This is a genomic window from Microaerobacter geothermalis (assembly GCF_021608135.1).
In the GTDB taxonomy this organism is placed as follows: Bacteria; Bacillota; Bacilli; order DSM-22679; family DSM-22679; genus Microaerobacter; species Microaerobacter geothermalis.
Genome location: NZ_JAKIHL010000030.1, coordinates 15,749 through 39,696, shown reverse-complemented (window position 1 = coordinate 39,696; position 23,948 = coordinate 15,749). Strand labels below are relative to the sequence as shown.

Here is a 23,948-nt window from a genome sequence, read left to right as displayed (position 1 = left end):
CTTAAGAAACCTTTTCCAAGACTTTCTTTAAGAATTTGAAGCCGTTTTCTTCATGAATTTCCATATCAAAAGGCTTATTTTGAGGGATTTTTTCCGATTCCTCAATCGCCTCCTTGTCTTTTGCGAGAACAAGAAAGACCTCACCGTTTCTTTCGACCTTAATTTTTGCGAATGGTATTCCGGAAGGAGAAATACCTGCTTGATAGTCTAAAAGCTTGTATTCTCCATTTGTCTCATTAGTTTCTGTGGATTGATCGGATTGCTTATCGTTTAGTTCGAGTTGCTTTTCATTTTCTTCTCGCTTAACAGGTTTATCCTCTTCAATTTTTTCTTCCTTCTTGGACTCCTGCTCCGAAACCTTCACCTTTGACTCTTGTGGCGGCTTTTCAGGATTAGGTGTTGGGGTTATTGGGACAGCTCCTCCATTTTCAGCCCCTCTATCTTCATCAGATCGGGGAAGGTCTACGCCCATTTCTTCTGCCGCTACAATCCCGCTGATGGAAAATTGGCGGCGAAGAGCAAACACCTCAGCTGTTTTCTGGATCATTGCGGATGGGAATTTATCCCATATTGGGCTACCGCCTCTCTCGTTTTGACTTGCAGCATTCGCTTTGAAGTATTCTTCAAAGTCTACGAAGACGGCAATCGGTTTCCGTTTTTTATGAAAAGCAACAGCCCAGGCTCCCAGGATTTTTCCTCTCTTTGATCCAAAAGAGTGGATGACCACCCCGTTTGGAACATCAAAGGAAAATTGATCTCCCTCTTTCACGACACCGCTTTGAATGATGTCATAGTTGGGGTTTTTTTCGGCGATTTTTAGAAATCCGTCACGAGTGGTTATGAAGTTAACTCTAGGTCCTTGCCGTGTTTCATACTTTTGAAACACGATTTCGTTCGCAAGCGGATTGAGTCCATACATTTCACAAACTTCAATAAAATGCCTGGCTTCGGCTTTTGTTCCTCCTTTCGGTTGGATCAACACCTCCCAAATCAGACTTTTTTGCTCACTTGTGAAATTGATCAATTTTTCCATATTTATCCTCCTTTTTTCACCTTTTTTTAACGGTCATAGACTTGACCAATTTTTAACCTTCTACATAAACAAAAAAGGCGTATCTGCTCTGTAGAGCAAACACGCCTTATTTTTATATCCCACCACTATCCAATGGAGGATAAATCCTCATTCATTTTCCAAATTACTTCTCCATTCAATAATATCATGTATTAACTCTTTAAGGTCTTTATGAAAAGGGTACTTCTGCTGTAAAATTTCAATTTGATCTTCGCTCAGAGTATCCCAAATATTACTAAGCTCGCTTAAAGAATTAATTGTACTCGATAAAATTTCAATTACCCGTTGCATCTTTTGTTCCTCCTCTTTTGAACGGAATTAGCAGCAGATTTGATAAATACCAATTCAGGCGAAAAGATCATCTGCTTCTTTGCCACGTAAAACATAACCACGATGGTACTCCTCAATCGATTCATCTAAATGTTTCTTATCGTCTTCAGTTAATTCTTCTAGAGGATACACCATCGTTGCTGAAATTTGTGGTTCATCCAAACGATCATTAAGAGAAAATAATACTTCTTTTTCAGTCATGAGAATCACCTCATGATTATTATACTCTTTCTAGAGCATATAAACATCTTCTCCTTTTTTGAAAAATAAAAAAACGCGTTTATCCATTATCAGGAAACACGTTCACGTACTGTAAATATCATCCTCTTCGTTATCCTCAAAAGTAGCTTCAGAAATGATAGTCCATCCTTTTTGTTCTAGATACTCAAGAAACTTTTCATTTAATTCCTTCAGCTCATCCACGGACAAGCTGTATATTTGATTCATAATTTCCTCTACACGACTCATTATTTGGACACCTTACCGTTTCTAATATCTCGCCTAACTTCTTTGATGATTCTATCCAATTCCTCTTCTGAAAGTTTTGGAGCGTCACCATATTCTTTGTCGCAAGCTTCAAATTCACTTCTTAAAACAGGGTCAATTTCAAAATCCCACATAATTTTATCCTCCCTTTTCATATTTTTTCACCTCCCTCTTTTTCACACTATCTTTACTTATAGTGTACTCAAGAAAAAGGTGATTTTCAATTAAACAAATAAAACCACACATGTCCCTATAAAAGGGCATACGTGTGGTATTTTAACAAACTTCCATACATGCACACATGGTATGCGCATGTTCTTTTGTGAGGGCCTTTCGGTTTCCCTCGGCCCAGCTTTCCCTGCTCGCACTTTGGCGGGGGATACAAGGGCTACATGAGCTCGCTTTCGCTTTGCTCTTTACCGGTCTTACGACTACGGCGATCCGCTTTTCCCTGCTCGTTATTCATTACCCCTTTTGAATAACGGGAGACAATCGGACTTTTATGGACTAACTTTCGTTTTGTCCTTACCGACCTTACGGTTACGGTGATCCTTATCCTTACTTTGGGGAGGATTGAGGAATATTTTACTATATGTATATTTTACGATGTCTATGAGAAAATAGCAAGGGGAAAACGAATATATTTTCCCCTTGGGGTTCCGCTTTGTGTGTAGCCTAAATAGTTACTCCTGAAAAAGTCGATATTTGAGTAAGTGTATCCTCTCATAATTTTTCTGGAGTAGTTGTTTTCCCTGTTTATTCCTTTTCATGCTTCCTTTTTGAGCATTATTGCCGCTCTTTGGAGGTTATGAGTCAGTATTCCGAAACCGACCCAGCTTTTTGAGCCGACAAGGCCCCGATACCTGCTGCGGCCTAAACCGTACTTTCTTTTCAAGAGGCTGATCTTGGCCTCTCCAGCTGCACGGTAGCGTTGCAAGTCTTTGAACCATAACTGTTGTTCTTCTTCTTTTCGTTTCTGGCTTTTCTTTCCTTTGCGGGGTATGCTGACTCGACGGACTCCCCGTTCGGTAAGCTTGATTTCATTCTTCTTGCTGCCAAAACCTCGGTCTGTCGCCACGGCTTTGGGCGCATGGCCGAACCGCCGGATATGTTCTTCGACAGCAGGAACCAGCAATTCATCATCCGCTGGGTTTCCTTCATACACGGCGTACCCGGTAACAAAGCCGCTTTCCGTCTCATCGATGCGGACTTTGTATCCGAATTCGGTCACTTTAGACAATTTGCCTTTTTTGATCGGGCGGGCTTGCGGGTCAAAAACGCTAACGATGCGATCCGGAATCACTCGTGTTCCGGAAACCACCTGTTTAGCTTGCTCCAGTAGCTTTCCGGTCAGATCAATGGCATCCGTTAACTTTTGTTTATTTTGATTCACCACTTGTTTGCCTTTGTCGAGAATCTTCTCGGCCACGGATTTCGCTTGATCGAGAACAGCTTCTGTCACCTCAATGACTTCCTGGGTGATTTCATTGACTTCCTCCCAGGACTCGCGGGTACGGCGGCGAAGTACCTTTCCGATGGAGAGAATCTTTTCTTTGATCTCGCTGGTTCGGTCTTCAAAGCCTTGTGCTGCATGGGAAGCGACTTTGCGAATCTTCTGAACCAATCGTGTAATGACCTTGACCCCGTCCTGCAGAAGGGTCGCATCTGTTGGGTGATGAATGTCGGATTCCACAACTGTGGTATCGGTACGCAGTTTGCGGTGTTTCAGGATTTCTCTTTCTTTCAGCTTCTCGAGCAAGGCTTCGTTGATCTGCTCCACGACTTCGTCGCCGTAACGTTTACGGGCATAGATGAGCGTAGAAGGATCTGGCATCGGTTCATCGATGGCAATTCGGCAAAAACGGCGCCACGTAATGCTGTCACCGACTTCTTTAATAAGAGACTCGTAGCCCAGATTGTACTTGAATTTGAGAAACATAAGACGCAAATATTTCTCGATGGGATACGTAGGGCGGCCCATTTTCGATTTCGTCGGATGCTTTTCAATAAACGGCTGCATGAATCTTTCATCATCTAGTAGTTCATCAATGATAGCGAGTTCGGCTGGAAGTGTTCGGATTACTTCCGGAAGTATGCAGTCCCAAAGGGTTAATTGTTCATCACGAAGTTTCAACATTTTTCTCACCTCAAAAAAGGATTTTTGAGGGGCCATATTGAACTTATTTAATATAGGAATTTCAATGCCCCTCGTTGTATGGATTTGTTTTGTGGATAATAACAATTTCCATTTCGAGGCATGAAATTCCTTTTATTTTTGCTCAAAACCTCAGACTTTTTCAGGAGAAACTAAATAGCGGTATTCCCCTGATCTGTAGTCATTGTTTGGCACATTTTCAGGCCTTCCATAAACGAGAATTTGGCGTTGTCTTACGAGATCATAGTTGACTTCGTATTTACCATCGGCAGTAGTAAGAGAAATGCCCTTTTCGGTTAGATACTGTTTGATCTCTTCATCTGTCCATGTTGCCGGATCTCCAAGGGCAAAAGCGACATTTGAGATTAGAAAAACTAGAATTAACGCTACGATAATTGATTTCTTCACTTCTCCTACCCCCTTTATTTAAAGTAAATGTGTACTGCATTTAGATTGAATTCATTTGCTACGATGCGGATATTGACTCCATCAATAACTAAAGTGATAGTTTCTCTCGTTTCATAGACTTGTTTGATAAGAGAAGGAAAGTTTGAATCAACCGGTACTCCTGCCGCATTTATCATTTCGGTTGCCACTAGGCGACCATTTTCTGTATTGGCTTTGAAAATGTCAATCAAGTTATTTTGCTCAGGATCTGTTGGATCAGCAAATTCTATCGCTGCAACTCCTGTAGCTACTACAGCATCCCCATTTATCCAAATCTCGTTATCTGTCCCTTTCAAACGTTCAACCAAAACCTCTTTCACATTCTCTAGCTTCGTTTGCTCATCCGTCTTGGGTAATGGCGGTAAATCAACCGGATCGCTTGGCAAAAACGGGCGTACTTTTAACTCCTGGATTCCCTTATCTTTCAGGTTCTTGATAAACTGTACCGCTTCGGCTCTTGTTAGGGTTCCTTCGCCATCATAGCTTTCAATGCTGATCTCGTTTGGATTCTTTCCCTTTGCCAGCCCCTTGCCGAGTAGATATTGGATAGCATAGTCGCCGCTGTAATTCACACCCTGGGTTCCAGAAACCAATTCTGCTACCCTTGTACGGCTAATAGGCCAATTTCGTTTGTCTATTGAAAATGCTCCCTCTACTGGGTAGTTGTAGGCGGTGGCAAAAATGTAATAGCCATCTGCCCAATGCTTGATTTTTGTTTCTGTGAGATCCTTTGGCTTGAATGCCCGAATCAGCATAGCCAAAAATTCTGCCTCAGAAACGGTTTTGTCGGGCTTAAAGGTTTTGTCGGGGTAGCCCTCAGTAATGGTATTTTCGGTAGCCCACTCCACCGTGGCCCGGGCCCAATGATTATTTAAGTCTTTAAATGTTATTGCACTGGCTATAGAAGAAACGGCTAAGAAGAGTACCAAGGTTATTACCAATACTTTCGTTTTCATCCTGAATACCTCCAGAGGATTTGATCTGTATATTCAATTCTCACTTTTTCTTCATAAACAAGAGAAATCCTTTATCAATCTTTCGACAAATACCGACATTATCAGGAGAGCTTCAAACCCGAAGTAACTCTTCCGCCTTTCTCTCTTTAACCCACTCCCCATCCCATTTATAAAACAAATGCTCAAAATCAAATTTCAAATCCTCATCTGTCGTCACTCTGATTTTAAGTTCCTTCAAATACTCGTTCAAAGGTGCTAACTGCCTTAACGATTCGGTAACCAGTATGATTCTTTCGGTCAGCTTTTCCCATTTGAAATATTGTTCAAATTCTTGTGTGTTCCCCCGAATAATGCCGATATAATATTGACTTCCGTTTCGCTCGATAATTCCTGTATAAGGGGCTGGAGCTGGAAGAACAGATACTTCCCCTTGTTCAGAAAACTTACCGTACAGCTGAAAAAACAAAAGCTTTTTCAAAATCGAATTCACATCATACGTTAACCAGGAATTTACTCTATATTTGATTCCCATTTGTTTCAGGATTCTTGCCCCGTTTATGCCCGGGGTGTATATAGGGATCTCCATATTCCCTCTTTTTATCACATGCCGGACTAATTTCCCTGTATCGACCATTTTCCCAAGCCGCTTCTTATCGCTATTTAAAAAAAGTCGGGTGATCTGCACGCCGCCGATCACCCCGATATATGCCAATGCTTTTAAAACTTTTTCATCGTACTGACTACTCCATAATATTCCATTCTGTTGTTTGATTGGTTGAATATTTGTCCATTTGACGGACCAGTCATGGCAAAGGGAAAACGGGCTTGCTCTATTCTGCATCACTTCTTCAGCCCCTTACACTTTTTTGACAATCCTGACTCGTATCTGCTCTTTTTTTACATCAATTTTTAATATTCGTACCAGTACCCGATCCCCTTTTTTAAACTTCTCCCAACGGAGATGAGGCGCAAGTGCATCTACTCCCGGTTCCAGATTCACAAAATTGCCGTATTCCTCTACACCTGAAATTTTTCCTACGTACTCACTGTGGACATGATACCTTCTGGTGCAATCCGGCCAAGGATTTTTCTTTGTTGCTTTCGCACTCACTTTCACTTTTTTTTCTTGTTCGTTTACTTCCAACACTTTTACTCTTAGATGATCACCCGGCTTTACTTTTTCGGTCAAATCATCAATCCAGCCGTAGTCGATCTCATTTATTGGAATCTTTACTTGAATACCCCCGATATCCGCCTTCACTTCTGAAAAATCCACCTCACGAGCAACGGCAATGATCGTTTGGCCTTCTTTGATTCGTTTCCATGTTACGTTTGCCATATGTTCAAGGGCTGCTGTACGGGAAGCGGTAAATACCTCACCGTCCCGGTCATAATTGATGATCTTAAAAGCAACCAACTCACCGGTTAGTTTTCGGAGCTCTTGAATATTATCTGCTCCTGAATATTCAAGGGGTATGTATCCCCGAATATGACCTATTTGAACAACGCCGCAAGGTTTATTTAACTTTGTTTCAATTCCGACAAGGTGAGCCTGTAAAATAGAATTGTTTTGATACGCACTGTATATCTTTTGCCAGTGTTCATCATATTTATTCTCCTCCAATTTTTCATCCTGAAAACCTTCGATTAAAATTTGGAGCATTTGATCAGACATTTATAATCCCCTCTCTTTTTTAGTTTTTCTAATTCCAAAAGTCATCCGATAATCTTTCTTTTGAATTAACTTGATGTGAACCTCTCTTTTCCGACAATACTTCCGGCTTACTTACAATCAATTTGAAAGGCAAAGAAGTATTTACATTATCCACAGTTTCAATTGTGTTTTGTGGATAACTAACGGATTGTTGAACTCCGTCATCTACCGCTGTTTCTTCAAACGGGTTGACTGCAAATATTTTCTCGGCCTTCTTCTTCTGTAACTTTGTTTTAATATGGGTTACAGGTTTAATGACCACTTTTAGATCAAAGATCTTTCTTTTATCATTTACGAGTCTGTCTTTCCAGTCCCTTGGAACAAAATTTCCCCGTGCTATTCCGGGTTTTTGAAGCACGCCGTTACAACGAAGCTGATGGACAAAGTGGAATTCAGGCATCCCGTTCATGAGCATTGCAGGGTGAATGCGATACCTTTCTTTTTCCACGTCTTTGTATGTTTTGGGTATTATATGAGGAATCAGGCTGCCTTCATAAATGTTGTCCCTTTCGATCACCGGCTCTTTTCCAAACAGATCAGCGATTTCTTTTGCCTCTGAACCTTTGTAACCTCCGAATGCAATCAAATTTTGACATGATGTTATAATGGTTTGTTTCATCGCTTTTGCACTTATTTTCCCGCTCTCCACTTCAAGCTGGCCCAGTGACTGGATGGCAAATATACCAGCCACTTTGTATTCGGCAGCCATCGTTAGAAAACGCTCGATGTCCGGGTTGATGTACCTGGAATATTCATCCTCAATCATGAAATGTGGTACGCGCGTGCGTTCTGTTCCTCTCCTACGGAATGTCCCTGATTGCAGGTGCATGGCTACGAATTGTCCAAACGCATCTCCTGATGTTCCTAGCTCCCCAAGGGCTGTGTTCACCGCGAGCACCCCCCCTTTTTCAAGATGTCGATCAATATTTATACTGGAATTTCCGGTGATCACCCTTTTTAAGTTTTGATTACTCGTCAGGTTTTCAAGCTGTGCCCTTAATCCGATGACGAATTGTCTATACTTGTCTTTCAGTGTGCCAAGCAATTCTGCTTCAAAAAATTGGACTAAATCCGTTTCACCGTCTCTTTGTTTTAATTCTTTAACTTTTTTCTCCAGTATCACCGGGTCCCGTAAGGTTTGCAGGACTTCCATCAGATCGAGCCGATCCCCTTGAAGTTCTTTCAACAACTTGGTTACGTTGCGGGAGGAAAGCTCCTGGACCGTGGCGAAAAAGGCTTCCTGTTTACCAAAGAGTGATTTTAGGACAGCCACTGTCGCTTCTGCCACCATTTCTGTATCGCCCTGCATGGGATTAAACACATGGCTTCGGTATGCTGAGTAACCTGATTCATCGGCATAGGACCGATTAACAGCCGGGTCAACGTGGATATAGTCAATTTCCATGGCTTCGCACATCTCACGAACCATAAAGGCAACGTCTCCTTTTGGCTCTATGAGAGATAAACCTACTTTCTTTCCAGCACGCTTTTGAAGGAGAATCTGATAAATGATTGGCTTTAATACCGTGGCTGTTTTTCCGCAGCGGCTTGGCCCTGCTACCAACATGTGTGTAAAGGCATCACGCCCTCCCCATTGAAGAAGTGGCAATAGATCACCCCCTATTCCTCTTTTTGATTACCGAGGACAAAAGTTATTTCATTGTCCCGTCTTTTAAACAGTCGTTTTAAAAATGATAAATGGGATGTTCTCTGCTTTTCTTTTTTCTGGGTTTTTCTGCTCATGGAAAGATAGATTCGATGGTAGATAAATACCGCATAAAGTATAAGGATTAATGTTATGACAGACACAATCCGGGTTACTAAAAGCGGATTCATCCATGTTACGGTTTCCCAAGTATGGTAAACCCATTTTCCAAATGCCCAGTTAAGTGACATGAGGCTGGATAAAAGAAAACTTGTTCCAGAGGCTTTCTTTATGCTGATTTGGGCTGAAAACAGAAGAAAAGTCAGGACTGCTAAACCAATCGGGAGCCAATAAGGAACGTTGCCAGATCCAGCTAAAAAGAGTATCCAACCGGTAAATATCCCTACCCAAGTTAAAAAGCTGAAGATTTTCACATCAAAATCTCCTCCCCTCTGTAGTTCCAATGTTTGTACATCATCAGTACAAAAATCACTTCATCTCTCATCAGTTCTTTTACCAGTTCCAATAATTCTTGCTGAATTTCAACCGGATATTGAAGAAGTTCTCTTTCAATCTCTTCGCTCGCTGTCACCTCCACGATTTTTTGTAATGGTTCAATCAATTGAGTCATAATTTTCTCCTTTCATGTTTTGATAAAAATAAAAAAAGGAGCTGAAAGGAAGAGGGGTTATCCCTATTCTTTCAACTCCGTTTATACGGTGGTTGTAGTGACATACTCCCACCACCTATGCTAACGCTTAGAGGTGGGGGCTTCTCGGGTAATCCCTTCTAGCGAAGGGAAGTTGACCGAGCGATCCCCGTGTGCCCCACGGTTCTTGTTTCTTTAGGCAATCCCTAATTGTCTTATGCCTTCGTTTTTGATATTGATAGAAGCATTCCAATCACGGTCTGCCACATAACCACAATCACAACGAAATGTACGCTCAGAAAGAGATAGAGACTCCTTTACTTGACCACAACATGAACAAGTTTTGGATGATGGAAACCATTTATCTATTTTGATAAGTTTTTTCCCTTGTTCCTCTAACTTGTACTGGAGAAGTGTCGTAAACATGCCCCATGCGTTATCAGCAACGCTCTTGCCGAAATTGAGGGCTTGTGACATTCCTTTCATGTTGAGATCTTCGATAACCACGCAGTCATACCGTTTTGCTAATTTATGCGATTCCTTATGAAGAAAGTCTTTTCGTTGGTTCGCAATTCTTTCATGTAGTTTCGCCAATTTTAGTCGCTGTTTGTGCCAACGATTAGAACCTTTCTTTCTGCGTGATAAAATCCGCTGTTCCTTCGCTAATTTTTCTAAGGCTTGGCGATAGAATCGAGGGTAATTGGCTGTCTTACCTTCTTCACTATCGACAAATAAACCGTTCATGGAAAAATCTAAGCCAACAACAGTTTGTACTTTTTTTTGTATAGGTTGATGTTCATATTCAGTAAGAATAGAAACATAATACTTTCCTGTTTTTGTTCGAGAAACCGTACAAGACTTAATGGTATGACATGATGGAATTTCTCGATGTTGCTTTATCTTTACAAGTTTCAGTTTTGGTAATTTGATATAGCCGTCTAAAATCATAATGTTTCCGTTGACCACGTTGGTTGTGTATGATTGTCTCGCCTTACGGCTTTTGAACTTAGGAAATTCTGCACGACCGGAGAAGAAGTTTTGATATGCCTTCTGCAAATTCTGTTGAGCGTTTGCCAACGCAAGGCTATCAACTTCTTTGAGCCATGCAAACTCCTTTTTGTACTTGGCAGGAGTCGGGAATTTTTGCTTTTTCAAGGCTTCTTTGTCATTCTTGAACTTCTCATATATTTCCTTTCGTTCAGCCAGCATTTTGTTGTAGACGAAACGAACGCAACCAAAAGTTTTCGCAAGAAGTTGCTCTTGTTTCTGTGTTGGGTATAGACGGAACTTATATGCTTTGTTTGCCATATCGAATCACCTCACTTCATGCTTTGGCTTTCTATATATTGCTTTATCACTTCAATAGGTGCACCACCTGTTGTAAGTAAGCAAAAGCTTCTTGACCAAAAATACTCTTTCCAAAGTTTTCTTTTTACTTGTGGAAAATTCTTTTTGATCAGTCGAGAACTTGCACTTTTATAGGCATTGATAAACTTTGATAATTCACTATTCGGATGTGCTTTGAACAAAATATGCACATGGTCATTATCATGATTCCATTCAACTAAGGAAATATTGTAATTTTCGCTCAATCGAATAAACATATCTTTCGCATAGTCAGATATGACATCGTCAATCACTTTTCTGCGGTATTTTACAACCAATACAAGATGATAATATAATAAAAACACTGAATGGTTATTACTGTCTAATCCCATTGATATGACCACCTATTATATCTTTACGACTGATTATATCACATCATAGAATTTTTTTGGATAAACTAACGAAATTCATCTCCCACTTTCACTTTGTTTAGAAGTGGGAGACTTCTTTCGGAGGGAAGTTAAATGTTCTGGAATTTCTTCGTACCAAGCATTTTGACCCGCGGGGATATGATTCAAGAGTTCAATAACTTTCGCAGTATGCCGTGTTAATTCGTTATTCAGTGCATCATTAGGAATAGGCGGTTCTGTCAATGCTTCTTCTGCCGTTCTATAAGGCAATCTGCCTTCGCCGTGTGTAGGTGCAGGAACCCTAAATTCTATATTAATATCATCTCTGATTCCGACAATGATAATTCTGTGCCTAGTTTGAGGTATACCATAATCCTCGAATTTATATAAATGTGGTGTAACTTTATACCCCGATTCCATTAAGTCTCTCATAATCATATTGAATGCCTGTCCATCATTTGCACTTTGAAGACCAGACACATTTTCTGCAATGAACCATTTTGGTTGAAATTTTCTTAGCACTTTTACCCCATATGTATATAAGGGTCCATAGTTGCCTTTAAGCCCTTTTTTCTCACCTACAATACTATAATCATTGCAAGGAAATCCAAATGTAAAAGCGTCAATTTCTCCGAGCGTTTCAATATCAAGCTCACGAACATCCTTGGTGATTACTGATTCTGGTCGATCAGGACAAATGTTGTGAATGAATGTAAGACATGCAGATTCATCTATATCATTAGCCCATTCGTGTTCGACCTTATATTCAACGCCGTTTATATCCACAACCCTGGCCATTTTCGCACCTAATGCAAGACCGCCGGGACCGCAAAAAAGTTCACCCTTCCTGAAAATCATAATTCTCACACCTCTATAGAAAATATAAATCTATTACATTATACTCTATTTCAAATGAAAAAGCAGCATGTTGATTTTACTTATTACCGATAATAACAGGGTTTACAGTAATTGCCGACTGAAAGCCCGCGGTTTTAATCGTGGGATGAAAGACGGCTTTGCCCGAACATCCCTTCATGGGATGGGCAGGACAAACACTCAGCATGTGTACGAGCGTATTTCTTTTTGTTAGTTCGTTGCAGTTTAATCATAAAACTGATACGATGATTATATGGGACAAGAATATAGACGTACAGCTACCACCGTATCTCTCATCAACTATCATTTTGTTTTCTGCCCACGTTATCGAAGAAAAGTATTAGTCAAACAAGTGGAAATTCGATTCAAGGAACTACTTGAAAAGATATGTCAAGAGAACGACTGGCATATTGTAGCCGTGGAAGTGATGCCAGATCATGTCCATCTGTTTCTGAACTGTCTTCCCACCGATTCTCCATCAGACATCATGGCAAAAGTGAAAGGAGTGACTTCTCGAATATTAAGGCAGGAGTTTAAGCATCTTGCTCATTTGCCAAGTCTGTGGACACGTTCCTTCTTCGTCAGTACAGCAGGAAACGTATCCAGTGAAACAGTAAAACGCTATGTCGAAGAACAAAAGAAAAGGGGGTGAACTCATGCAAGCTTTAACTGTAAAAATTCGCATCTTTCCTGAGCGAACAGACGTTCTGCATCGGTTAGGAAAAGAGTACATTCGGGTAGTTAATCAATTAACTGAACAGGCTGAACAACTTGGAGCTTTTCCGAAAGTGACAACAAAAGATGTAGAATCTCGACTTCCCTCTGCCGTCTGTAATCAAGCCATTCGTGATGCCAAGAGTGTGTACCGTACAACTAAGAAGTTGGGCACTCGCCCCATTCTTAAAAAACCTGTCTATTTCATCAACAATCAAAACTATTCCATATCTGAAAATACGGTGGCTTTCCCTATCGTCGTTGATGGTAAGACAAAGAAGACAACATTTCTTGCTACTCCAACGAATCGAGACATGGAGTTGTTAAGTAAAGCCAAGCTTGGACTGATGCGAATCGTTGAAAAATCAAGAAAATGGTATGCTCAAATATCGTTAGAAGTTCCAACAACCGACGAATCGAACGGTGAATACATCATGGGTATTGATCTTGGTTTGAAAGTTCCTGCAGTTGCAGTAACTTCTACAGGTAAAACTCGCTTCTTCGGTAATGGCAGACAAAACAAGTACATACGCAGAAAGTACCAACAACGTAGACGCAAATTAGGTAAGCTCAAAAAACTCTCTGCTATTCGGAAGTTAGGCAATAAAGAACAACGTTGGATGAAAGAGCAAAACCATAAGATCAGTCGGCAAATTGTCAATACAGCGATTCAAGAAGGTGTGTCGATAATCAAGCTTGAACGACTAGAGAATATTCGTAAGACGGCAAGAACAAGCCGTAAAAACGCAAAGAATCTGCATAATTGGACTTTCTATCAGCTTCAACAATTCATCTCCTACAAAGCAAACCTTGTTGGCATAAAGGTTGTGGAGGTTAATCCTGCCTACACTTCTCAATCTTGCCCTGCCTGTGGGGAGAAGAACAAAGCGAGAGACAGAAGATACGAATGTTCATGCGGATTCAACGCTCATCGTGATCGGGTTGGAGCGATCAATATCATGCGTCAACCTGTGGCAGATGGTAACAGTCTGTCAGCCTAAGATGCTATATGCACTGTCTTAGGACGGGCTGATGAGACAGCCCTGAACTTAGGGGAACTACGGATAGCAGAAATGCACTTCCGACTACCACCCAAGAATCCCACCGATACCGAAGGTGTCAGCTTGCGGCTTTAGCCGTGGGAGTCTCAATGAAAAAATACCTAAGAATCATGCCACCAATGGTGCGTTTCAGAAAATTACTTGCCCATGTCTTTGCACCACAATCTCAATATGAGGATATTGAGAAAACATATTGTCCAGTTCCTCTACCTGTCCTCCCCAAGCAAACAGTAATACTTCTTTACCGTCCATAAGGTATTTATCATAAGTATAGAGTTCCAAAAAGTAGAGCATCATTTGGTCCCCAAAGAGATAGTTTGCAATATACTTTTTCTTTCCATGGTGATCCACAATGTATTTAGCAAATCCGTTAACGCTATCAATTGGTGTAACTTCTCCATATTTGGTGAATATTTTCACAAAGGAAGTTTCTCCGTTAATTTGTTTCAAGGTTCGCAATGCAAAATGATACGGCAGGATGTTGAGGGTCCCTGCAACGGCTACTGTTTTTATTGCCGGTTTTAATTTTTTATATGATTCTTGACCTTTGCATAAGATTAGACAATCGGAAAATGAGTGGGTGCGGATTTCGTTGACGATTCTTTCGATGGTTTCTTCCTTAGAGTCGTTTTCTAGCAGGTATAAAACGTATTCTTTATTGTCTTGATCGACCAGGGCTCCTTTGACTAATGCTGAACGGTTCATGCCCCTTTTCTCTTTTACCTCTCTGCTTGGAATAAAGGACCATAAGTAATTAGAAAGTTCAATTAAAAGATCGTTTATTTCGATGAAATGGGCTAATGAATTGTTCTCTACTTTGTTGTCCCTCGCTCTTCTGCGTTTGTCTGTTAATTTATGTTCCTCCAGTATATCTATCCCTTTTTCTGTTATGAAGTAGCAACCCCCTTTTCCGTTTTTTAATGCTACCATTTGTTTGGACTCTACCAATCCTGCTTTTTTCATAAGGTAGAGTTTTCGATAGGCATAGCCGGGCTTTTCCACAAAATATAGTCGTTTGATTTGGTCAATACTTAGTGTTCGATATCTATAGAGATTATAGAGGATGTCTATATCACGTTTGGTGAGATTTTTCACTATTTTCACCTCGTTTTGTGTAAAAATTTCCCTTTTTTCAGGTAATGTTGCTGGAAAAAGTGAAGGGTGTTTTGTTGTTCTATGGGACGTTTTCTATGGTGTTCATTTGGGTTGGGTTAAGGGAGGGGAGTGGATGGGTTTAGTCGGTCAATAGCGATTGACCTCCTAAACTATTCGCTCCCGCCCAATCGCTTAACAAAAATTGTAAAACATAAGATTACCAACGCTTTGTACAACATAAATCCCTCTAAATTCATGTCAAACAGACTGATGCAAACTCATGATCTTACGTGTCAAAATAAGGGTAAGCAAAATACCTCTATTTTGACATGACTTTTGATTCTATTTGTTCCAATAATTGTATTTTATAATCCGTATCACAAACATAAATTTCTGTTCGTGGATTGCATTTATCTAGTAATCCAACTTCCATATATGTTATGTTTTTCCAATCATCATCCTTTATTAATCCGCTCTGACGAAGGCCATTAAAGATGAACCGTTTGCTTCTGTTGTCCAGGTCTCTTACTTTCAGATCAGGGAAGTATTGACGGATTAATATAAAGGCCTTTTCAAAGGTAATTCCTGAATTGATCTTCTGGATTGAGTTTACTGTCTGGCTTACATAAAAGTTTTTTAGCTGCTTTAAATATTGATTGTCTTTGTCATCGTAGAGAGGTAAGATCCCTGGGATTTCAAGATAAAATACAGGAAATTCATTCATATGGGTCATCTTTGCTTTAAAAGAGAACGTTTCTAAAGGATGTTGAAATGTATTGTTCTGATAAGACAATAACTCTTGATAATCCTTTAAATTAAGCATTTTGAGCAGTTCAAAAAGCTTTATGGTCTCCTTCAATCGTTCCACCTTTTGCTCATATTCCCAATCTCTTAAGATTATTGTTTTCATGATTACCTCCAATTAAATTGATGTTTTCTTTGATAGCCCACTCATCAACAAATTGTAAAATGCTTCATCTTCTTGTGAATCCTCTTGAGCAGCCGAATTCTCTATTGATTGTTTTAAATCGGCAACCAACCCCTTTGCCCTCAATTCCTCTATCTGTTTATGCAGACTCTCTATTTGCCCGATCAATTGACGTTGGTTCTCTAGCAATGATTCCAGCAACTGAGTTTGTTTCGCTTGGGTGGGCTGAAAGGTAAGGTAAAAGTCTATGGCGTTGTTAATCCATTCGCTCCTCTTCCCTTTTCCGGCCAATGAATTTAAAAAAGATTCATGTTTTTTGTCAGGCCGAAAAGTTATGTGCATATCAACCACCACCTTGTAACACAACTAAAACCCTTGATAACAAAGGAATCGCTGTGCGTTTATCACTTTTTTGTAACACAAGGCTGTAACACAAGTAAAACCCTTGGGACATATAGCTTCAACCGACTTTTTAACCGATTTTGTAACACAGGTCTAATCCCGGCAAATTTTACCTGTAACACAAAAAGTAAAAAAAATCGCCTTAACCCCTTACATACCAAGGGATTAAGGTGTAACACAATCCTGTAACACAAATGTGCAAAAAATACGCCTTCAACCCTTGTGTTTCAAGGATTGAAGACGTGACACAAAATTATCCTATATCCGAAAATAATTCCCCGTTGTTTTTCTTCTTCTGCAGCTCAATTCTTTCTTCCAGCCTTATCATGTGAAGCATCCCTCTTGCATCAGCAAACTGCGGATCAGGAATAATAATAGTTTCTGTCTTTAACTTGTTAAGGTCCAAAACATCCCGAACATCTTCGACCACACCTCCTGTAAGGAATATCGCCCGGATAAAACTGGTTTGATTACCCAATTTGGTTTGCAAAGCATCTATTACCAACTGGGTAATGTGCTTCTTTGCAGCCATGATCTCCTTGGAAAGATCATACTCACGTCCATTGAAAAAGATATAACCTTTTTGCAGTATAATTTTTTCAGCATCCAGAATCGATATAGGATACCCAGACTTCTCTTGAAAAGCCTGTTGTACTATTCTGCGAATTTCCATTGCTCCGGCATCATCCAGCGTAAAGCAAAGGTCCCCCCGAATTTCCAAACTTCCCTCAAGCACTTCATAAACTGCTACATCGACTGTTCTTGTTCCCCAATTGACAGCTGCGATCAGATTGCCGGGTCGCATGAATTGAGGATACCTGGGTCTGCCATTCGGATAAAGTAACCCATCATAGATACTGGCCACCCCTTGGGCGTAAATCGACACTCTATCAAATTTGATTTGCTTCGTTTTATTTTTCTCAACAAAGGTAATTTTGGCTTGGAAATTGGTGAGCATACGCTTCATTTCGTTTTTCTGGGCTTCAAAGTACTCTAAGGGTAGACCAGCCCCTAGCCAGATGTTTTTCCCTTCTGGAGCCAAAAGAGCGGCTGCTGTAGCGATTAATATTCGTGTGTGTTGATGATTGATTTTATTTTGTTCAAAGCAATAAGAGGCATTTTTACTTTTTCTGGCCAATTCACCCACAAAAAACTCTCCAGAGGCTTGATCATCCTCGTATCGGATATGAAGTTTCTTTAATTCATCTTCATCCCTCTTGTCCCCTATTAGCCCGCCTAAAGCACGGTTTAAATTTAGATTGTGCGCCATGCCGACAATAGAGGGAAATCTCACCTGATCTCCTTCCCCATTAATAGCTTTTATATATCCGTATCCCGGGTCTACTGATACCTTAAACATTTTATTTCCCCTTTCACTCTTTTTTTGAAAAAAATCACCCCTCTTCCCGAAGGAAAAGGGGTGTTAATCTTATGGGATTATTACATCGGTGGATACCGGGTCAAGCATTCCTCTGTCTTTTGTGTATGCAATGACTTTGAAGATGTAACTTCCGCTAGTTAAACCGGAATTCATATAGCTGTTTAACTTTACATATACTCTTAGTTTTCTAACACCGGATTCCCACCGCTCTACGTAATATCCATAGACATTATCTAGATTATCCCATGTCAGCGTAACATCGGAACCATTCACGGTTTTTTGTAAATTTGTGATATTACCGGATATTGTTCCGGTATTCGGGCTGCCAACTGTTACATTAACGGATACCGGCTCGGCAAATCCGTTTTGAGAATACACGATGACTTTATAGGTGTAATCTCCGCTTGCTACACCGACATCTACAAACGTGTTGGTGCTAAGGTATTTTCTAAGTTCTCTTACCGTTCCTTTATATCGTTCCACATAATAGCCGTAGACGTTGTTGAGGGCATCCCAGGTTAACGTGACATCTTGATTATTTACGGTAGCTTGGACGTTAGAAATCGTCCCAAGGTTTCCGGAACTGCTTTGATTGTTCACTGTTACATTGATATCCACCGGGGCAGCAAAACCAGCGGATGAATAAACAATAACCCTGTACACATAATCCCCATCGAACACATTGGAATCAACATAGGAATTTTCCTTTGTGAATGTTCTCAACTCCCTGGTTGTCCCTTTCCAACGTTCAACATAATAACCATAGATCCCGTTGAGGGCATCCCAGGTTAACGAGACATCAAAACCGTTTACGTTAGCCTGCAAGTTTTGAAGAGCGTCTACAGAACCATTAGAACCCGAAGCAACCGATACATCCACTGTCCCTTCAGCCCCAAATCCATTCGATGAATATGGAATGACTTTGTACACATAGTTTCCACTAGGAACAGCAGAGTCAACATAGGACATTGTATTCACAAATTTTCTAAGCTCCCTGACTATCCCTTTCCAACGTTCAATATAGAAACCGTAAACACTGCCAACATCATTCCAGCTTAAAGATACATCTTGGCCATTTACAGTCACTTGAACTGTCAGGGGCTGGACGGTGGTTGAATTGGAATTGCTGGTTATTTGAACATCAACACTCGTTGGATCAGCCATTCCTAAGCTGGAATACGCAATCACTTTATACGTGTATGCTCCCTCCGGCACATTGCTGTCTATATAACTGTTTGCAGAAACATATTGTCTGAGTTCCCTTGTTGTTCCGCTATACCGCTCCACGTAATAGCCATAAACGCCAGATATTGCATCCCAGGTTAAAGTTACATCAGAATTATTTATAGAAGCTTGAAGATTAGCCACAGGCGTTGCCGTTGCCGTTCCAGTTGTACCAACCTGAATTTCTTTTAAAACAGGATCAAGCAATCCGTTAGTCTTGCTGTATACAATCACTTTGTACGTGTAAGTTCCTGCCGGCACATTGCTGTCTATATAGCTGTTTGTGGAAACATATTTTCTCACTTCTCGAACAGAACCTTTCCACCGCTCGACATAGTACCCATAACGGTTGGAAACATCATTCCAATCGAGTGTTATATCGGACCCATTCACAGTTGCATTAAGAGTATCAATTGTCACAGGAACTGGAAGCGGTAAGGTCGTTACGTCTACATCGGTTGGCTGACTTTCCTTCGCTTGTGCAGAAACTCCACGAACCTTAACCAAATAATTGGTTTCAGCCTTCAACCCTGTTACAACCTGTGCCGTATTGGTCGTTGTTTGAGAGAAAACTTTTGCTAATCCTTCGTAAACATCCACATAGTAACGTACCGTATTTGCCATGCTGTCCCAGGATACCGTAAAGCCAGAATCAGTTATGCTACTGATTGTAACATTCGTGGGCGCATCGGGTGCAGGATAATCAGGTGTGGTTACATCTAAGGATACCGGGACTGATTCTATGCCATACGTTAAATCTTTTGCGATGACTTGATAGGTATACGTGGTGTTAGCCGTTACATTGGTATCTGTAAATACCTTTGTCGATCTTGTGAAGGTTCCTTTCAGATTACTTCCTTGGTATTTTTTAACGATATAGTTAACATCCGTCTGACTATCCTCCCAAGATAATGTGACTTGATTTAATTGAACGTCTATTGCCTGAATATTTGAGACAGGGTTAATCACCAATACATCAGTGGTAACAGTTCCGGTTACAGGGCTGGATATTTCTCCATTTTGATTACGAGAAACAACTTCAACATTATAATTTGTGTTTGGTTTTAGACCGCTAAAAGCAGCATTAAGGTCCGTTACCCATCCGCTGTTTTTAATAGGACTCCCCTGTTCATATACAGTAACCAGATATTCTGTTCCTCCAGGATTCCCGTTGGCTGAATAAGTTACCGTAAATCCATCAATAGCGATATTCGTAAATTGAATATTGCTTACCACATTTGCCTTTGTTACTTCGCTTATACTTACCCCACTGCTTTCAGCAAGATTCACTTTGGCTGTTAGAGTATATAAATAAGCAGTATTGGGGGTGAGACCGCTGTCTGTGAAAGTAGCAGCTGAACCTCTGTAAACCTCTATCCCGTCTCTTTTTAAAACATATTCTGTGGCTCCATTTACTATATTCCAACGTAAACTAATGCTATCTGTGGTTTTTCCGGTGACAGAAAAACCGCTGGGATCATCTAAGGCAAGTGTATTGGCAATTTGCGATACGATATTAGACAAACCGCCGTTATACCTTGCCTGGACCTTGACTGTGTAGCTTGTTGATGGAGATAAATTATAGAATGTTACAGAATTTGCACTGCTGTATGGTTTGGTTTCTATCACTGTCCCATTTTGCTCTAGTATAAATTGATATTCTGTACCCGGCGGATTGGCTGAATTGGCTATTGCTTGAATACTATCTATTCCCTCACTAATCGATAAACTAGGATCGATTAAAGCTGTGGTTTCAGCATTGACACTGACAAATGACGTTTCAATCCCGTCCTTATTCCTTGATTTTACCTCTAAAAGATACGCTTGTCCGGGAGTAAGATTGGCGAAAGTATAGGATAAATCAGTAATCCATCCACTGTTTATTGAAGTGCCATTTATTTGAGCAAAATATTCAGTGCCAGTAGGGTTGCCGTTTGCTTCCCAAGTAAGGGTAATGGAATCCACATCCTCTGATGGAACCAGATTAATCGGCACATTTGCAAAGGTTGTGGCAGAGAGTGTATCCGGACTACTATCTCCCCCACTATTTCTAGCGACTAAACTGTAAGCATATGTGGTGTTTGGAGTAAGTCCGGTATCGGTAAAAGCAGAGTTTGTTCCTGTATAAACGATTGTTCCGTTTCTTTTGAGTTCATATTCCGTTGCCCCTGAAACCGTGTTCCAGGATAAAACAACCTGACTTGCTGTAACATTATCGATTGCAAGATTAGGCTGAGCTGGGACAATGTTCGTTACTGAATAAGTGGCCAGGCTTACATTCCCGGCGGCATCTGTTGCCCTTGCTTCAATCGTCGTATTTTCAGTAACCGTGATCGGTCCGGTATAATTTGCCCATGTCCCCGATCCGATTCGGAATTCTTTGGTGACTGAATCACTAGAGAAATTGATTGTTATAGCTTGAGTTGACGTTGGAAGAGCCACTGTCAAACCTTGTACTTGAACGGGAGTGGTTCTATTAATCGTTGTAGCATCGCCCAATTGGCCATAATTGTTACGCCCCCATGCCCAAACTGTCCCATCAGATTTTAAAGCTAATGAGTGTTTGTATCCTGCAGCTATAGCAACCACATCTGTTAAACCTTGTACTTGGAAGGGAGTTCTTCTATTCGTTGTTGTACCATCTCCCAGTTGTCCAACATCGTTAAGTCCCCATGCCCAGACCGTTCCGTCTGATTTTAATGCGAGTGAATGATGGTATCCTGCGGCTATAGCAACCACTTCTGTTAAACCTTGTACTTGGAAGGGAGTGGTTCTATTAGCAGTTGTACCATCGCCCAATTGGCCATAGCCGTTATATCCCCATGCCCAAACTGTTCCATCGGATTTTAAAGCTAATGAGTGATAATATCCTGGGGCTATAGCAACCACATCTGTTAAACCTTGTACTTGGACGGGAGTGGTTCTATTAGCAGTTGTACCATCGCCCAATTGGCCATAGCCGTTATATCCCCATGCCCAGACCGTTCCGTCTGATTTTAATGCGAGTGAGTGATCGTATCCTGCGGCTATATCAACCACATCTGTTAAACCTTGTACTTGGACGGGAGAGATTCTATTCGAAGTTGTTCCATCTCCCAGTTGTCCTAAATTGTTACGCCCCCATGCCCAGACCGTTCCGTCTGATTTTAATGCAAGTGAGTGACCGTTCCATGCTGCTATCGCAACTATATCTGTTACACCTAGTACTTGAACGGGAGAGATTCTATTCATAGTTGTTCCATCTCCCAGTTGTCCTAAATTGTTGAGACCCCATGCCCAGACCGTTCTGTCTGATTTTAATGCGAGTGAGTGACCGGCTCCTTTTGCTACTGCAACGACATCTGTTAAGCCTGATACTTGTACGGGGGTGGTTCTATTAGTCGTTGTACCGTCTCCCAGTTGTCCAACATCGTTAAGTCCCCACGCCCAGACCGTTTCGTCTGATTTTAATGCAAGTGAGTGACCGTTTCCAGCTGATATAGAAGACATTTCTCTTTGGATAAAGGTTGGTGCTGTGGGCGGAGTCTTATCTATATTGCTCACCACGTAGCTTGCTTCACTGCTCCAGTTCCCGGCACTGTCCTGTCCTTTGGCATATACTGTGTTATTACTGGTCAAAGTGATCGGTCCAGTATAATTTGTCCATGTTCCTGTTGATCCGATCTTATATTGCTTCACCGTAGAATCGGCAGAGTAATTGATTGTGACCGTTACATTTCCGTTTGTTGGCGATGTTGGCGTTTGGCTAAACGTTGGGGCTGTAGGCGGTGTGGTATCAGCTAAAGTTGATATATCTAAAGTTGCAGGAAGACTATCTCCAGCATTATTTCTCGCTATTAAACTATAATTATATAGTGTCTCAGGAGATAATCCCGTATCGCTGAAGGTAACAGAAGTACCTGAGTAGATAACTGATCCATTCCGTTTCAATTCGTATTGAGTCGCATCAGAAACTACATCCCATGATAATGTTATGCTGTTAGTAGTTATTAAATCAGCTTTAAAATTTTGCGGTGTCATTGGTGACTGAATCAATAGATCAGAAATATCTTTTTTGAAAATCCCGTTATTTGACCAATATACGGTTGTATTATCACCAAATTGATAATAATATCCTTGTGCATCTGTAATTTGGAATTCTGGTCCATCCGGTAATTTTTTACCGTAAATAAAATAATCGCTTCTTTTCTTATAAATCACAATACTTCCGTCTGGTGATATTTGCGGATCAATTTCATCTTCAGATGAGTTTGCTATATTAATTATTTCTCCAGTGGTTAAATTTTTACCATAAATATCATAACCGGTAGTAGGATCATATCCTCCCCAGACGATTATGCTACCATCGTAAGAAGTTGAAAATGGACTGCGAGAGGCTCCAAGTCCAACTATAATTTGGGATTTAGGCCCCGTAACTTCTGTTGTCGTTACTCCTGTAGCAACTTTATAGCTTTTAATTCCGGTTCCTGATTCTCTCCAAAAAATAGTTGACCCATCCCCCGAAACAATGGGGTTCGTTTCAAAATTAGATGTATTTGGGATTGGAATAACTTGATTTGTATTCAAATTTTTTGCAAAAACATCGGTATCTCCAGTTGGACTTCCTTGTTCCCCCCAAACAACAATGCTTCCGTCCCCAGATATTTGCCCAAGGAACTCGTTTTTTAAGCTGGTAAGGTATAGATATTTCCCTGTGTTTAGATTCTTGAAATATACGTCTCTGTCACTGTTGCTTTTCTTTACCACAAAACCAATAGTAGATCCGTCAGCAGAAACAAATGGTTGTACATCGTCATAACTCGAAGAGTAGAGTGAACTGTTACTCCCATCAGGTTTTTTAAACCAAATGTCATAAGTATATTTGCTGCTATTCCATTTTGAAAAAAGTATAGTGTTACCATCCTGAGAAACGCTAAAATCATTGATCGGGCCACTCAGAACTGTTTGCACTGTCGCAGCACTTGCTTCATTAGGAATAATAGGAACAAGCAAAGAAAACACCATCGCAAAAACCAAAGCAATAGATAAAGATTTTTGTCCCATTCGCATACCTCCATATATTTATTTTTCAAGGAAA

General features: G+C 40.7%; 22 protein-coding genes and 1 pseudogene. 2 read left to right on the top strand and 21 right to left on the bottom strand.

Annotated elements, in window-relative coordinates; translation table 11 throughout:
* Window position 1: 1 nt before the first annotated feature.
* The 16 genes and pseudogenes from L1765_RS11255 to L1765_RS11180 form a co-directional block, all read right to left on the bottom strand.
* A complete protein-coding gene (locus L1765_RS11255) occupies window positions 2-1,033 on the bottom strand; it encodes a RecT family recombinase (RefSeq protein WP_236407370.1) in 1,032 nt (343 codons plus the stop codon).
* Between the two features lie 147 nt (window positions 1,034-1,180).
* Window positions 1,181-1,363 (bottom strand): hypothetical protein, encoded by a 183-nt coding sequence (locus L1765_RS11250; RefSeq protein WP_236407368.1) that lies wholly within the window; start codon window positions 1,361-1,363, stop codon window positions 1,181-1,183.
* A gap of 54 nt (window positions 1,364-1,417) precedes the next feature.
* Window positions 1,418-1,603 carry a hypothetical protein gene (locus tag L1765_RS11245; protein ID WP_236407366.1) on the bottom strand — a complete coding sequence of 62 codons (186 nt, stop codon included), beginning with the start codon at window positions 1,601-1,603 and terminating at the stop codon, window positions 1,418-1,420.
* 102 nt (window positions 1,604-1,705) lie between these two features.
* Window positions 1,706-1,870, bottom strand: coding sequence for a hypothetical protein (locus L1765_RS11240; protein WP_236407364.1), 165 nt, complete (start codon window positions 1,868-1,870; stop codon window positions 1,706-1,708).
* Window positions 1,870-2,043, bottom strand: coding sequence for a hypothetical protein (locus tag L1765_RS11235; protein WP_236407361.1), 174 nt, complete (start codon window positions 2,041-2,043; stop codon window positions 1,870-1,872). Before L1765_RS11235 ends, L1765_RS11240 begins: the two co-directional genes overlap by 1 nt.
* A gap of 611 nt (window positions 2,044-2,654) precedes the next feature.
* Entirely contained in the window at window positions 2,655-4,025 is a 1,371-nt protein-coding gene (locus L1765_RS11230) for an ISNCY family transposase (protein ID WP_236407402.1), read from the bottom strand.
* Window positions 4,026-4,175: 150 nt separating this feature from the next.
* A complete protein-coding gene (locus L1765_RS11225) occupies window positions 4,176-4,451 on the bottom strand; it encodes a hypothetical protein (RefSeq protein WP_236407358.1) in 276 nt (91 codons plus the stop codon).
* Between the two features lie 14 nt (window positions 4,452-4,465).
* The gene (locus L1765_RS11220; protein ID WP_236407355.1) at window positions 4,466-5,446 is read right to left on the bottom strand and encodes an S-layer homology domain-containing protein; all 981 of its coding nucleotides are present in this window, start codon (window positions 5,444-5,446) and stop codon (window positions 4,466-4,468) included.
* A gap of 112 nt (window positions 5,447-5,558) precedes the next feature.
* Complete coding sequence (locus tag L1765_RS11215; protein WP_236407353.1) at window positions 5,559-6,290, bottom strand: hypothetical protein; 732 nt, start codon at window positions 6,288-6,290, stop codon at window positions 5,559-5,561.
* Between the two features lie 12 nt (window positions 6,291-6,302).
* Window positions 6,303-7,121, bottom strand: a complete 819-nt coding sequence (locus tag L1765_RS11210; RefSeq protein ID WP_236407351.1) for a S1 RNA-binding domain-containing protein — start codon at window positions 7,119-7,121, stop codon at window positions 6,303-6,305.
* 28 nt (window positions 7,122-7,149) lie between these two features.
* Complete coding sequence (locus L1765_RS11205) at window positions 7,150-8,769, bottom strand: type IV secretory system conjugative DNA transfer family protein (RefSeq protein WP_236407348.1); 1,620 nt, start codon at window positions 8,767-8,769, stop codon at window positions 7,150-7,152.
* An 11-nt stretch (window positions 8,770-8,780) separates the two neighbouring features.
* On the bottom strand, window positions 8,781-9,239 hold the full coding sequence (locus L1765_RS11200; protein ID WP_236407346.1) for a hypothetical protein: 459 nt from the start codon (window positions 9,237-9,239) through the stop codon (window positions 8,781-8,783).
* On the bottom strand, window positions 9,236-9,436 hold the full coding sequence (locus L1765_RS11195) for a hypothetical protein (RefSeq protein WP_236407345.1): 201 nt from the start codon (window positions 9,434-9,436) through the stop codon (window positions 9,236-9,238). The genes L1765_RS11200 and L1765_RS11195 overlap by 4 nt, the downstream gene beginning before the upstream one ends.
* A gap of 213 nt (window positions 9,437-9,649) precedes the next feature.
* Window positions 9,650-10,762, bottom strand: a complete 1,113-nt coding sequence (locus tag L1765_RS11190; RefSeq protein ID WP_236407343.1) for a transposase — start codon at window positions 10,760-10,762, stop codon at window positions 9,650-9,652.
* An 11-nt stretch (window positions 10,763-10,773) separates the two neighbouring features.
* Window positions 10,774-11,172, bottom strand: a complete 399-nt coding sequence (gene tnpA / locus L1765_RS11185; RefSeq protein ID WP_236407341.1) for an IS200/IS605 family transposase — start codon at window positions 11,170-11,172, stop codon at window positions 10,774-10,776.
* Between the two features lie 111 nt (window positions 11,173-11,283).
* Window positions 11,284-12,048, bottom strand: a pseudogene (locus L1765_RS11180) (DNA cytosine methyltransferase); the annotation flags it as partial.
* 271 nt (window positions 12,049-12,319) lie between these two features.
* Between L1765_RS11180 and tnpA (L1765_RS11175) the strand changes: the two are divergent.
* Together tnpA (L1765_RS11175) and L1765_RS11170 are read left to right on the top strand one after the other, a co-directional pair.
* Window positions 12,320-12,718: an IS200/IS605 family transposase gene (tnpA, locus tag L1765_RS11175; protein ID WP_236407339.1), complete on the top strand. Its 399-nt coding sequence runs from the start codon at window positions 12,320-12,322 to the stop codon at window positions 12,716-12,718.
* A gap of 4 nt (window positions 12,719-12,722) precedes the next feature.
* Window positions 12,723-13,781 carry an RNA-guided endonuclease InsQ/TnpB family protein gene (locus L1765_RS11170; RefSeq protein ID WP_236407336.1) on the top strand — a complete coding sequence of 353 codons (1,059 nt, stop codon included), beginning with the start codon at window positions 12,723-12,725 and terminating at the stop codon, window positions 13,779-13,781.
* A gap of 189 nt (window positions 13,782-13,970) precedes the next feature.
* Here the strand turns inward: L1765_RS11170 and L1765_RS11165 are convergent, their stop codons facing one another.
* From L1765_RS11165 to L1765_RS11145, 5 genes are all read right to left on the bottom strand, one after another.
* Window positions 13,971-14,945, bottom strand: coding sequence for a replication-relaxation family protein (locus L1765_RS11165; RefSeq protein WP_236407333.1), 975 nt, complete (start codon window positions 14,943-14,945; stop codon window positions 13,971-13,973).
* 310 nt (window positions 14,946-15,255) lie between these two features.
* The gene (locus L1765_RS11160; protein ID WP_236407332.1) at window positions 15,256-15,846 is read right to left on the bottom strand and encodes a RusA family crossover junction endodeoxyribonuclease; all 591 of its coding nucleotides are present in this window, start codon (window positions 15,844-15,846) and stop codon (window positions 15,256-15,258) included.
* Between the two features lie 12 nt (window positions 15,847-15,858).
* A complete protein-coding gene (locus L1765_RS11155) occupies window positions 15,859-16,206 on the bottom strand; it encodes a hypothetical protein (protein ID WP_236407329.1) in 348 nt (115 codons plus the stop codon).
* Window positions 16,207-16,519: 313 nt separating this feature from the next.
* Window positions 16,520-17,626, bottom strand: coding sequence for a ParM/StbA family protein (locus tag L1765_RS11150; protein ID WP_236407328.1), 1,107 nt, complete (start codon window positions 17,624-17,626; stop codon window positions 16,520-16,522).
* 69 nt (window positions 17,627-17,695) lie between these two features.
* Window positions 17,696-23,914 (bottom strand): RCC1 domain-containing protein, encoded by a 6,219-nt coding sequence (locus tag L1765_RS11145; RefSeq protein ID WP_236407326.1) that lies wholly within the window; start codon window positions 23,912-23,914, stop codon window positions 17,696-17,698.
* Window positions 23,915-23,948 lie beyond the last annotated feature (34 nt).